This window comes from Pseudomonas qingdaonensis (assembly GCF_018398475.1).
In the GTDB taxonomy this organism is placed as follows: domain Bacteria; phylum Pseudomonadota; class Gammaproteobacteria; order Pseudomonadales; family Pseudomonadaceae; genus Aquipseudomonas; species Aquipseudomonas palmensis.
On sequence record NZ_CP074676.1, the window covers coordinates 2,998,891 to 3,011,343 of the forward strand.

A 12,453-nucleotide genomic window follows, 5' to 3' on the forward strand; every position below is an offset into this window, starting at 1 on the left:
TGCGGCTCAGTGCAGTTGCAGGGTCGAGTTGATCTGGCTGATGGCGTCCACCACGTGCTGCGAACCCTGCTGGATTTCCAGGATCACTTCCCCCGCCTCATTGGCCAGTTCCACCCCCAGCCCGGTGCGGCTGAGGCTCGACTGCATGCTGGCCACCGCATTGAGTGAAAGGTCGTGGTTCTGGCGCACCACATCGACGATCTCCAGGGTCGCCTTGCTGGTGCGTGCCGCCAGGCTGCGCACCTCGTCGGCCACCACGGCAAAGCCGCGGCCGTGCTCACCTGCCCGCGCCGCCTCGATGGCGGCGTTCAGGGCCAGCAGGTTGGTCTGGTCGGCAATGCTGCGGATGGTCTGCACGATCTGCCCGATCAGTTCCGACTGCTTGCTCACCGCATCGATGCTGCGAGCTGCGGCATTGAGCTCGCGGGAGATCTCCTCGATCACCTGCACCGTATGCTGCACCACTTCCGAGCCCTTGCGCGCGCAGGCATCGTTCTGCACCGAGGTGGCGTGGGCCGCTTCGGCCGCCGTCTGCTGGGTACACACCTGGTGGGTGATGTCGCTGGCAAACTTGACCACCTTGTACAGGCGGCCACGGGTATCGAAGATCGGGTTGTAGGAAGCTTCCAGGTACACCATCTGCCCGAGTTTGTTCTTGCGCTCGAAACGATGGGAATGGTACTCGCCGCGATTGAGCGCGGCCCAGAATGCCTTGTAGGCGCTCGACTCGCTCTCGCTGCGGTGGCAGAACAGGCTGTGGTGCTGGCCAATGACTTCCTCGGCCCGGTAATGCATGGTCTTGAGGAAGTTCTCGTTGGCGCGGATCACATTGCCTTCGGGGGTGAACTCGACCATCGCCATGGAACGGCTGATGGCATTGATCAGGCTGTCGCTCTCATGCTCCTCGACCACCCGCCGGGTGATGTCGGAGGCGACCTTGATCACGCTGGTGACCTGCTGGTTGGCGCCGAACACCGGCATGTAGCTGGCCTCCAGCCACACATCGTGCCCGGCCTTGTCGCGCCGCAGAAAGGTACCGCTGTGGGCCTCGCCCCGCGCCAGGTCGCGCCACAGGGTGCGGTACGCATCGCTCTTGACGTAGTCGGGCTCGCAGAAAATGCGGTGGTGCTTGCCGATGATTTCCTCGGCGGCATAGCCCAGGGTGGAGCAGAAACGCTCGTTGGCTTCGAGAATCACCCCGTCGGGGCTGAACTCGATCATGGCCATCGAGCGACCTATGGCCGCAAGCTTGGCATTGGAGTGGTGTAACGCTTGGGTGCAACGCTCGATTTCAGCCAGGTCAGACTTGCGATGGGCGTTAAACATTGGTTACCACTCCATTGGCGGTTTTTGCTCAGCATAGATGCACTTCTGTACCCTGCAAGCCAACTGCCATCACCGTTTATCACCCCACGTCAACTGCTTTCGCGCACCATCAGTTCGAAGCCCAGGTCCTGGGTGCGCGGCTGCCCGCCCTTGCCGTCGAGCAACGCCAGCAGCGCCTGCGCAGCCTGCCGCCCCACGGCAGCGCGCGGGGTGCGAATGGAGGTCAGGCGCGGAACCAGGTGAGCCGATGCCGGCAGGTCGTTGAAGCCCACCATCGCCACCTGCCCCGGCACCTCGATGCCCTGGCGCAAGGCCTGCAGAATCGCGCCCTGGGCCAGGTCGTCGTTGCAGAAGAACAGCCCGTCCACCTCCGGGTGACGCTCGAGCAACTGGCTGAACAGCTCGCCGCCCAGGCCGATGGATGACGGCTGCGGTGCGAGCATTTCCAGTGCCGGGTCATAAAGCCCTGCATCGTCCAGCGCCTGGCGGAACCCGTCGGCGCGTTGCATCACCCGAGGATCGAGCTGCGCGGCAATGAAGCCCAGGCGCCGCCGCCCGCGTTCGATCAGGTGCCGGGCAGCCGCGCGCCCGGCCTGCTGCTGGGAAAACCCGACCGAAGTGGCCGTGTCCGGCCCACCCAGCTCCATCATGTGCACGCAGGGCACACCACTGGCGGCCAGCATCTGCTGCGACGCCTCGGTGCGGTCAAAACCGGTGAGCAGCATGCCGCACGGCTGGTAGGCCAGGTAGTTGCGAATCAGGTTCTCCTCTTCGGCCACGTCGTAGTGGAAGTTGCCGATCAGCACTTCAAGGCCGCGCGGGCGCATCACGTCGTGGATGGCTTCGAGGGTTTCGATGAACAGCTGGTTGGACAGCGACGGAATCAGCACCACCACCGACTGGCTCTGTGCCGACGCCAACGCGCGGGCTGCCGGGTTGGCGACATAGCCCAGCGCTGCGGCAGCATCCTTGACCTTCTGCACCAGTTCCGGGGCAACCGTGCTGATGCCGCGCAGGGCGCGCGAGGCGGTGATCGGGGAAACCCCGGAAAGCCTGGCCACTTCAGCCAGGGTGGGACGACCGGTAGTACGGGAGCCAATGCGGGTCATGGGTGCTTTTATTTTTCGGCTTGCAAAGAGAAGGGAACGGGCACTAAGGTAGCGCTGTCTCAGACGTCAGGCAATGCATAACTGCAGGTGCACGGCGATGAGCGCCCAGACTGCTTTTACAAAACCAATAACATCCGGGTGGGAAGCCGCCGAGGCGTTGTCAGCCTCGGCCAAAGATAGCGCTATCTCGCCCCGCAGGAGGTACCGATGAACTCTCCCCTGTCCGCTATTGTGGTGATGGGCGTGGCTGGCTGCGGCAAGAGCTGCGTCGGTTCTGCCATCGCCGATTGCAGCGGCGGCCGCCTGATCGAAGGCGATGCCTTTCACCCTGCCGCCAACATCCAGAAGATGAGCGCCGGCATTCCCCTTGACGATGACGACCGCGCTGGCTGGCTGATCCGCCTGGGCGAAGAGCTGCAGGCCACCCTCAAGGCCGGCGAACGGCCGATCCTCACCTGCTCGGCGCTGAAAAAGCGCTACCGCGACGCCCTGCGCCACGCCGTACCCGACCTGGGCTTCGTGTTCCTCGAACTGACGCCCCAGGAAGCCGAACGCCGCGTGCTGGCACGCCCCGGCCACTTCATGCCGGCAAGCCTGATCGACAGCCAGTTCGCCGCCCTGGAGTCGCCGCGCGGCGAAACCCTGACCCTGACCCTGGACGCCACCCAACCCATCGCCCAGCTGGCCCGTCAGGTAGACACCTGGCTAAAGCCCTGCGGTGAGTCGGCACTGGCGCGAACTGCCTGATTTTCCGGCAGTTTTCCGGCTCACCAAAGATAGCGCTGTCTCGACTGCTGCACGCTGTAAAAGTTCCGCCCACAACAATGACAATACGAGGCACTGAACCATGTTCGGTCTGGCAACTGATACCTACCTCTTGCTCGATGCACTGGTGACCATCATCGGCCTGGTGCTGCTGATCACCCACTTCAAGGTGCACCCTTTCGTGGCGCTGACCCTGGCCGCGGGCTTTCTGGGCCTGACCTCCGGCATGCCGGTAGCCAAAGTGATGAAGTCGTTCCAGGACGGTTTCGGGGGCGTACTCGGCTTTGTCGGGATCGTGCTGGCACTGGGCACCATGCTCGGCAAGCTGATGGCCGATTCCGGCGGCGCCGACCAGATCGCGCAAACTCTGATTCGCGCCTTCGGCAAGCAGAAGGTGCACTGGGCCATGATGTTCGCCGCCTTCCTGGTGGGCATCCCGCTGTTCTTCGAAATCGGCTTCGTGCTGCTGATACCCCTGGTGTTCATCGTGGCCCGGCGCACCGGGGTATCGCTGATCAAGATCGGCATTCCGCTGCTGGCCGGGCTGTCGGTGGTGCACGGGCTGGTGCCGCCGCACCCGGGCCCGCTGCTGGCCATCGGCGTGTTCGGCGCCGACATCGGCAAGACCATCTTCTACGGGCTGATCGTGGCGCTGCCCACGGCGATCATCGCCGGTCCGCTGTACGGCACGTTCATTTCGCGGTACATCCCCGGCTCGCCGTCCCAGGAGCTGATGGACCAGATCGCCCGCGAAGCCGAGCGCACGCAACTGCCCAGCTTCGCCATCACGCTGGTGACCATCCTGCTGCCGGTGTTCCTGATGCTGCTCAAGACCTTCGCCGACGTGGTACTGCCGGCCGAGCACATCTTTCGCCAGTGGATGGACCTGATCGGGCACCCGATCACGGCGCTGCTGGCAGCCCTGCTGCTGGCCTTCTACACCTTCGGCTCGGCCCAGGGCTTCAGCCGCCAGCAGATCATGAAGATGCTCGACCAGAGCCTGGCGCCTACGGCGGCAATCGTGCTGATCGTGGGCGCTGGGGGCGGCTTCAAGCAGATGCTGGTGGATACCGGTGTGGGCAACGTGATCGGTCAGATGGCGGTACAGGCGCAGATCTCGCCGATCATGCTGGCCTGGCTGGTGGCGGCGGTGATTCGCATCGCCACGGGCTCGGCGACGGTGGCGACCATTACCGGTGCGGGTATCGTGGCCCCGGTGATCGGCATGATACCGGGCGTGAACCGCGAGCTGTTGGTGCTGGCCACGGGGGCCGGCTCGCTGATCCTGTCGCATGTCAACGATGCGGGCTTCTGGCTGGTCAAGCAGTACTTCAACATGACCGTGGCCGAAACCTTCAAGACCTGGAGCATGATGGAAACCATCCTGTCGGTGGTGGGCATCATCTTCATCATGCTGTTGTCGCTGGTGGTCTGACGGCATCGCCGCAAAGCCAGCCCACAGGTTCTGGCTGTACGGCAGAACCCTGTGGAAGCTGGCTTGCCAGCGAAGATGCGCTAGAAGGCTGCCTTGAAGATCGCCTCGATCTCGGCCTGGCTGGCCCGCCGCGGGTTGGTCAGGCCGCAGGCATCCTTGAGCGCGTTGGCCGCCAGGGTCGGCACATCCGCCACCCGCGCACCCAGCACCTCCAGCCCCGGCGGGATCTCGATATCGTCGCTCAGTTGCACGATGGCCTGGATCGCCGCATCGGCACCCTGCGCCGCGTTCAGCCCCTCCACCGCCACGCCCATCGCCTGTGCCACATCACGCAGGCGCGCCGCGCTCACCGCCGCATTGAACCGCTGCACATGGGGCAGCAGCACCGCGTTGCACACCCCGTGCGGCAGGTCGTAGAAGCCACCGAGCTGATGCGCCATCGCATGCACGAACCCCAGCGAAGCATTGTTGAACGCCATGCCGGCGAGGAACTGCGCATAGGCCATGTTCTCCCGCGCGGTCAGGTCCTGCCCGTCGATCACCGCCTGGCGCAGGTTGCGGCTGATCAGCTCGATGGCCTTGAGTGCGCAGGCGTCGGTGATCGGCGTGGCCGCCGTGGATACATAGGCCTCGATGGCGTGGGTCAGTGCATCCATACCGGTGGCCGCCGTTAGCGACCTGGGCATGCCGACCATCAGCGCCGGGTCGTTCACCGACAGCAACGGGGTGACGTTGCGGTCGACGATGGCCATTTTCACGTGGCGCGCCTCGTCGGTGATGATGCAGAAGCGCGTCATCTCGCTGGCCGTACCGGCCGTGGTATTGATCGCGATCAGCGGCAATTGCGGCTTGGCGGAGCGGTCGACCCCTTCGTAGTCGCCGATGTGCCCGCCATTGGTGGCACACAGGGCAATGCCCTTGGCGCAGTCGTGGGGTGAACCGCCGCCCAGCGAAATCACGCAGTCGCAGTGCTCGCGCTTGAGCATCGCCAGGCCCTGCTCCACGTTGGCGATGCTCGGGTTGGGCTTGGCGCCGTCGAACACCACCGAGTCGATGTCACGCATCGCCAGCTGCTCGGCGATTCGCTGTGCCACGCCGGCCTTGGCCAACCCGGTATCGGTGACGATCAACGCCTTGGCAAAGCCATAGCCGACAATGGCGGTCATGGCTTCGTCCAGGCAGTCGATGCCCATGATGTTGACGGCTGGGATGAAAAACGTGCTGCTCATGGCGGTATTCCTCAGGCTTTATATCTCTGCCTCAAGGATCCGCCCGTGGGCCGCAGGGCATGTTGATCCAGCGCAAAGTCAGCCAAGAAACAGCCGATAGGCCGGGTTGTCGGTCTCGTCCCAGTAGCGATAGCCCATGCCGTCGAGGGTGCCTGGCAACTGCGCTAGCTCATCGTCCGGCACCTGCAGCGCCACGAATACCCGCGCCTCGGCAGCCCCGTGGTTGCGGTAGTGGAACAGGCTGATGTTCCAGCGCTTGCCCAGGCGCTCCAGAAAGCCCAGCAAGGCGCCAGGACGCTCCGGGAACTCGAAGCGCAGCACCCGCTCGTCGAGCGAGGGGGCCGAGTGGCCGCCCACGGTGTGGCGGATATGCAACTTGGCCAGCTCGTTCTCGGTCAGGTCCAGCACCTCGTAGCCCTGCCCGGCCAGGCTGGCCAGCAACTGCGCGCGCGGGTCGGTGTGCGGGTGGGTCTGCACGCCGACGAACAGGCGGGCCTCCTTGCCGGGCTGGTAGCGGTAGTTGAACTCGGTGATCTGGCGCTGGCCCAGGGCCTGGCAGAAGGCGCGGAAGCTGCCCGGCTGCTCGGGGATGGTCACCGCGATGACCGCCTCGCGCTGCTCGCCCAGTTCGGCGCGTTCGGCCACATGGCGCAGGCGGTCGAAGTTGACGTTGGCACCGGAGTCGATTGCCACCAGGGTCTGGCCCGTCACGCCGCGGCTGGCCACGTACTTCTTGATCCCGGCCACCGCCAGCGCACCGGAAGGCTCGGTGATCGAGCGGGTGTCGTCGTAGATGTCCTTGATGGCCGCGCACAGCTCGTCGCTGCTGACCGTGACCACTTCGTCCACGTAATGCCGGCACACCTCGAAGCAATGCGCGCCGATCTGCGCCACCGCCACGCCGTCGGCGAAGGTGCCGACCTGGGGCAGCACCACCCGCTCGCCAGCGGCCAGCGCGGCCTGCAGGCAGTTAGAGTCATGCGGCTCGACGCCGATCACCTTTACCTGCGGGCGCAGGTACTTGACGTAGGCGGCGATGCCGGCGATCAGGCCGCCGCCGCCCACCGGCACGAAGATCGCGTCCAGCTCGCCCGGTTGCTGACGCAGGATCTCCATGGCCACGGTGCCCTGCCCTGCAATCACGTCCGGGTCGTCGAACGGTGGCACGAACGTGGCGCCTTCGCTCTGGGCCAGTTGCAGCGCATGGGCCAGCGCCCGCGGGAAGCTGTCACCGTGCAGCACCACATTGCCGCCACGCGAGCGCACCCCTTCGATCTTCAGCGCCGGAGTGGTGGTGGGCATCACGATGGTGGCGCGCATGCCCAGTTCACGGGCGGCCAGCGCCACGCCCTGGGCATGGTTGCCGGCGGACGCGGTGATCACCCCGCGCTCGCGCTGCTCGGTGCTCAGGCGACTGAGGCGGGTGTAGGCCCCGCGGATCTTGAAGGAAAAGGTCGGCTGCAGGTCTTCGCGCTTGAGCAGCACGTTGTTGCCCAGGGCCTCGGACAGCGCCCGGGCGGGCTGCAGGGGCGTCTCGATGGCCAGGTCATATACCGGTGCGGCAAGAATCCTTCGCACATAGTCCGACAGCAGGCTGGTGGCGCTGGTCGAGGTGCTGGGGCAGACGGTAAGGCTGGTCATCGGTGACTCCTGGTTTTTTTTGAAGTGCCCAGGAGTCAGAAAGGAAAAACCCGCCTCCAGGGCGGGTTAGGTGCAAGGTGCTCGCTAGCCCGCCAATCTGATAATGGCGGTAATAATGCTGTGCGAAGGCAACGCTGCGAATAAGGTCATCGCAGCGAAACTAGCCCAGGGCCTTTTTCAAGTCAATCATTCATTTTGCGCTCGTGCAGGCTTGCACGCCGCGTTCGTGCGCCGATTCGGGCACGCCGAACACCCGGTCGAAGCCCCACTGGAACACGAAGGCGTACACGAAGAAGAACACAAACAGCGCAAGGTTGGTGCCCAGTGCCGCCCACAGGCTGATGTCCAGCCACCAGGCCACCACCGGCAGCAGGATCAGCACCAGCCCGCCCTCGAAGCCGATGGCATGCAGCAGGCGCCGTACGAAGGTGCGGCTGCGTCGGGCCTGACGTGCCTCCCAGAACTCGAACAGGTAGTTGTAGAGCATGTTCCAGCCCAGGGCCATGCCCGACATGATCACCGACAGCACGGTGGAATGGGCCATGCCCTCATCGAAGGCCAACGCCAGGGCCGGTGCGACACAGGCCACCGCGATGACTTCGTACAGAATGGCCTGGGTGATCTTGCGGGTAACGCCTTGCATGACGGGCTCCTTTCAACGGTATGCCGCGCAGGCTAGGCTGATTGAAGCCGGGTTTCAATGGTGAAGCGGTCAACTGTCGTCGGCCGCAGGGGCCGGCAGACCGGCCAACACGCTGCCAGGCCATTGCGGGGCTCCCCGAATGGCCTGGCACAGGGCTCAATGGCCCTTGAGCTTGAGGTAGGACTGGTGCAGGTCGGACGCCCAGCCATCGAGCACTGCCTTCACATCGTCGGCCTTCATCACCTGGCTGTCGTTTTCCAGCGGCTTGCCACTGCCCTTGCGCACCACCTGGGCGAGCACCTTGTTGTTGCCGCCATCCAGAAACTGCGCCTCGGTGGCGATATCGGTTTCCTGGTCGCGGATGCCCGAGGCCGTGCTCACCGCTGCCGCCACCAGCGCCACCGGAATCACTTCGTATGCCTTCAGGCCCTCGGTCTTGCTGCTGACGGCCGTGATCGCCGGGCGTACCACGATCACTCCCGGGCCAGGGCCGGTGGCCAGCGGCAACGACTTGCCCAGCTCGCGCTTGAGCGCCTGGTCGTAGTAGTGGGTGATGCCTTGCAGGGTGCTCTGCGGAATCCGCGCGGTAGGTTGCGGCTTGGGATACAGCTGGCTGGGCTCGATGTATACGCTGGTGTAGCGGTCGAGCTTGAGGTTCGGGTCGATCCAGCGCATCACCGTGGCACCGGAGGGCGAGGTGGTCTGCTTGAGACGGCTGTAGTCCTTGAGGAACCCGGAGTACTCGTCGGGCTGCACGGTGCTGCTCGAACAACCGGCCAGGCCCAGCCCGGCCAGGCACAGGGTGCCGATGATCAATGCGTGTTTCATGCGGTCGCTCCAGTGGCGCCTGAAGAAAGGCTTCCTAGGTATAGGCTACAGTTGGCGGTGCATCCATCGACGTGAGGCAACATGGCATTCCACAAACTGGCCCATACCCACCCGCGCCTGAGCGCCGCCGCACTGGTCGGCTGCCTGGGCGGCGTGTTCATCCCGGCAGACAACCTGGTGCAACACATCCTGGCGGGCTGGAACCTCGGGGTCTGGCTGTACCTGCTGCTGGTGTTCTGGCTGACCCTGCGGGCAAAACCGGGCCAGGTGCGCAAGGTGGCCTGCATCGAGGACGAAAATGCCGGGCTGGTGCTGTTTACCGTGAGTATCGCGGCCATCGCCAGCCTTGCCGCAGTCACCCTGCAACTGGCCAGCAGCAAGGGCCTGACCGGCAGCACCCAGGCCCTGCACTACCTGTACACCGGCCTCACCGTGGCCGGCTCGTGGCTGCTGATCGGCACCATCTTCAGCCTGCACTATGCGCGCCTGTTCTACACCAGCACCGCCAAGCAGCCGCTGCTGCGCTTTCCAGACGAGGAGCGCAACCCCGATTACTGGGACTTCCACTACTTCTCGTTCACCCTCAGCGTCGCAGTGCAAACCTCCGATGTGGGCGTCGCCGGGCGTGAACTGCGCCGCGTGGTGCTGGCCCACTCGGTGATCGGTTTCGTGTTCAACACCGCGATTCTGGGTTTCACCATCAACATCGCCGCCGGCCTGCTCAGCTGAGCCCGCCGCTGGTCTGAAATACCCGTGGCCCCACCCTGCCCGCTTCAGCGGCCATGACAGCCTCACCCGCCGCAATGCGGACCACGCAAACGCTTGCGCAACCCACACATAGCAAAAAGCCATTGTGACGCAGGTCAAACATCCTGCAACGGGGCGCAAACAAGCGGCGGACAGCGGCCGCATCGGTGCTATGGTTAGGGTCTTGGCCTTCCCTGGGCAGCGTGTCCCGGGTACAGGCATGCTCAGCGAATCGGGGTCAGCTGTAAAAGGAGGCCGGCATGAACAAGCTCACGTTTCCCAACGCCTGCCAGATGATGCGCTGGCACTTCCATCCCCTGGGCTTTGAAGCCAGCATGGATGCACCGCGCAGCATGGTGGCGCGCGTGTTCGACCGCGCCACCGGCGAAACCCTGCTGGCGATTGCCGGCATTCCGTGCGCCACACTGATGGCGGCGTCGGATGTGGAGCGCATCATCGAAGCGGTGGAAGACGAGCTTGAAGCGTTCCAGCCCTCGTGTGCGCTGCGCTCGGCCTGACGCTGGCGCTCAGGCCTGCCCCACCGCCAGTCTCTCGATATCAGCCATGAAACGCTCGGCCGGCAGCGGCTGACCGAGCAGGTACCCTTGCAACGAATCACACCCCAGACGGGTCAGGAAGTCCTGCTGGCGGTCGGTTTCCACCCCTTCGGCAACAATCCTCAACCCCAGTGCCTGCCCCAGCGCCACGATGGCCGACACGATCGCGGCATCGTCGCTGTCCTGCTCCAGGTCGCGCACGAAGCCACGGTCGATCTTCAGCTCGTTGGCCGGCAGGCGCTTCAAGTACATCAGGCTTGAGTAGCCGGTACCGAAATCGTCGATGGACAGGTCCACGCCCATGTCCGACAGGCGCTGCAACACCATCAGGCTCGCATCGGCGTCGTGCATGGCGGTGGTTTCGGTGATCTCCAGGGTCAGGCTGTTGGCCGGCAGGCGATGACGCTGCAAGGCCGACGCCACGCTGTCAACCAGCCCGGCATGGCAGAACTGGATGGCCGAAAGGTTCACTGCAACCCGCCAGTTTTCATAGCCCTGGTCCATCCAGCTGCGCATCTGGCGGCAGGCCTCGTCCAGCACCCACTCGCCGATGGGGATGATCAACCCGGTTTTTTCCGCCAGCTGGATGAAGCGATCGGGCAGCAACATGCCGTGCTGCGGGTGCTCCCAGCGCAGCAGGGCCTCGGCACCGATAGGCTGGCGCCCCACCGCATCGAACTTGGGCTGGTAGAACAGGCGCAACTGGCGCTGCTCCAGCGCCATGCGCAGGTCCTGCAGCAACTGCAGCTGCAGGCGCGCGTTGCTGTTCATCGACACATCGAAAAAGCTGTAGGCGTTCTTGCCGGCGCTCTTGGCGTGGTACATGGCCGCGTCGGCATTGCGCAGCAGCTCCATCTGGTCGGCGCCGTTGCCGGGGTACAACACGATGCCGACGCTGGCGGAGATCTGCAGGCTCTGCTCGGCCACCCGGAACGGGCGCGACACCAGGTTGACCTGCTTGGCGGCCACCCCCACCGCGTCTTCAGGCTCGTCCAGCTCCACCAGCAGCACGAATTCGTCACCGCCGATGCGCGCCAGGGTGTCCTGGCTGTGCAGGTGGCCACGCAGGCGCATCGCCACCTCCTTGAGCAACTGGTCGCCGGTGTGATGGCCGAACGCGTCGTTGACCGGCTTGAACCCGTCCAGGTCGATGAACATCAGCGCAAAGCAGCCGCCCTGCTCTGCCACCTTGGCGATGGCCTGCTCGATACGGTCGGTCAGCAGGCTGCGGTTGGGCAGCCCGGTGAGGGTGTCGTGCAGCGCCAGCTGGGTCAGCTCCTGGTTGGCCAGGGTCAGCGATTGCGCCAGCTCCGCAGTGCGCGCCTCCAGGCGTGCATCCAGCACCGAGGTCAGCAGCGCCACCGCCAGCACCGCCAGGGTGGTGATCAGCACCAGGTAGTCCAGGCCACTGCCGCTGAGCCCACCGTCCAGCGCGCCACAGAAGCTGCCGTCGGCAAAATTGGCCGCTGCCATGCCGGTGTAGTGCATGCCGACGATGGCAATGCCCATCACCACGGCGGCGCCGCCGCGAATCTGGCGTACATACGGGGTATTGCGGCGCAGGCGGAAGGCGATCCACAGTGCGGCCACCGACGCGCCTACTGCAATCAACAGCGAGGCGGCGAACAGCAGCGGGTCGTAGTCGATGCCCGGTTGCATCTGCATGGCGGCCATGCCGGTGTAATGCATGCTGCTGATGCCCGCACCCATGATCAGCGCCCCCAGCGCCAGCACGCGGCCCGGCAGGCTCGGCTGGCTCACCAGCCACAGTGCGAAGCCCGACGAAAGCACCGAGATCACCAGCGACAGCGCGGTGAGGCTCAGGTCGTAGCCCAGCTCGATGGGCAGGCTGAAGGCAAGCATGCCGATGAAGTGCATCGACCAGATCCCGGTGCCCAGGGCCAGAGCACCGCCGACCATCCACAGGTACGCGGCACGGCCCTTGGCGGTGGCGATGCGCCCGGTCAGGTCCAGCGCCGTGTAGGACGCCAGAATCGCCACGCACAGCGAAATCAGGACCAGCGAGGAGGAATAACTACCGTTGAGCATGAAGGTTCCAAGGCCCGGTTGACGGGCGCTGTCCCGGCCCGGTGAAAAACCGATGATTGTACTCAACCTTTAGCGAAACGCACGGAGTTTCCGAGGGATGGCGGGATGTTTTTGGCGAATGGCC

General features: G+C 64.9%; 11 protein-coding genes and 1 pseudogene. 4 read left to right on the forward strand and 8 right to left on the reverse strand.

The features are described 5' to 3' along the window. Positions 1-6 precede the first annotated feature (6 nt). The 3 genes and pseudogenes from KH389_RS27780 to gntR all read right to left on the reverse strand — a co-directional run bounded on the left by KH389_RS27780 (position 7) and on the right by gntR (position 2,435). The gene (locus KH389_RS27780) at positions 7-579 is read right to left on the reverse strand and encodes a methyl-accepting chemotaxis protein (protein ID WP_420831972.1); all 573 of its coding nucleotides are present in this window, start codon (positions 577-579) and stop codon (positions 7-9) included. A 12-nt stretch (positions 580-591) separates the two neighbouring features. After that, a pseudogene (locus tag KH389_RS27785) lies at positions 592-1,326 on the reverse strand (PAS domain-containing protein); the annotation flags it as partial. Positions 1,327-1,415: 89 nt separating this feature from the next. Then, positions 1,416-2,435 (reverse strand): HTH-type transcriptional regulator GntR, encoded by a 1,020-nt coding sequence (gntR, locus tag KH389_RS13645; RefSeq protein ID WP_054914573.1) that lies wholly within the window; start codon positions 2,433-2,435, stop codon positions 1,416-1,418. A gap of 207 nt (positions 2,436-2,642) precedes the next feature. Between gntR and KH389_RS13650 the strand changes: the two genes are divergently transcribed. Both KH389_RS13650 and KH389_RS13655 read left to right on the forward strand, forming a co-directional pair. Beyond that, entirely contained in the window at positions 2,643-3,182 is a 540-nt protein-coding gene (locus KH389_RS13650) for a gluconokinase (RefSeq protein WP_043861445.1), read from the forward strand. A 100-nt stretch (positions 3,183-3,282) separates the two neighbouring features. Continuing rightward, positions 3,283-4,635, forward strand: a complete 1,353-nt coding sequence (locus KH389_RS13655; protein WP_043861444.1) for a GntP family permease — start codon at positions 3,283-3,285, stop codon at positions 4,633-4,635. A gap of 80 nt (positions 4,636-4,715) precedes the next feature. Here the strand turns inward: KH389_RS13655 and yiaY are convergent, their stop codons facing one another. The 4 genes from yiaY to KH389_RS13675 form a co-directional block, all read right to left on the reverse strand. Next, complete coding sequence (yiaY, locus tag KH389_RS13660; protein WP_054914574.1) at positions 4,716-5,864, reverse strand: L-threonine dehydrogenase; 1,149 nt, start codon at positions 5,862-5,864, stop codon at positions 4,716-4,718. A 78-nt stretch (positions 5,865-5,942) separates the two neighbouring features. Beyond that, entirely contained in the window at positions 5,943-7,505 is a 1,563-nt protein-coding gene (ilvA, locus tag KH389_RS13665) for a threonine ammonia-lyase, biosynthetic (protein WP_043861442.1), read from the reverse strand. Positions 7,506-7,695: 190 nt separating this feature from the next. Then, positions 7,696-8,148, reverse strand: a complete 453-nt coding sequence (locus tag KH389_RS13670) for a PACE efflux transporter (protein WP_043861441.1) — start codon at positions 8,146-8,148, stop codon at positions 7,696-7,698. Between the two features lie 156 nt (positions 8,149-8,304). Beyond that, on the reverse strand, positions 8,305-8,976 hold the full coding sequence (locus tag KH389_RS13675; protein ID WP_043861440.1) for a DUF3313 domain-containing protein: 672 nt from the start codon (positions 8,974-8,976) through the stop codon (positions 8,305-8,307). Positions 8,977-9,057: 81 nt separating this feature from the next. On the opposite strand from KH389_RS13675, the gene KH389_RS13680 reads away from it, so the two are divergent. After that, positions 9,058-9,705 carry a DUF1345 domain-containing protein gene (locus KH389_RS13680; RefSeq protein ID WP_054914577.1) on the forward strand — a complete coding sequence of 216 codons (648 nt, stop codon included), beginning with the start codon at positions 9,058-9,060 and terminating at the stop codon, positions 9,703-9,705. A 278-nt stretch (positions 9,706-9,983) separates the two neighbouring features. Then, positions 9,984-10,241 carry a DUF1652 domain-containing protein gene (locus tag KH389_RS13685; RefSeq protein WP_043861439.1) on the forward strand — a complete coding sequence of 86 codons (258 nt, stop codon included), beginning with the start codon at positions 9,984-9,986 and terminating at the stop codon, positions 10,239-10,241. A 9-nt stretch (positions 10,242-10,250) separates the two neighbouring features. Here the strand turns inward: KH389_RS13685 and KH389_RS13690 are convergent, their stop codons facing one another. Next, positions 10,251-12,329, reverse strand: a complete 2,079-nt coding sequence (locus KH389_RS13690; RefSeq protein ID WP_058540139.1) for a putative bifunctional diguanylate cyclase/phosphodiesterase — start codon at positions 12,327-12,329, stop codon at positions 10,251-10,253. Between the last annotated feature and the right edge of the window lie 124 nt (positions 12,330-12,453).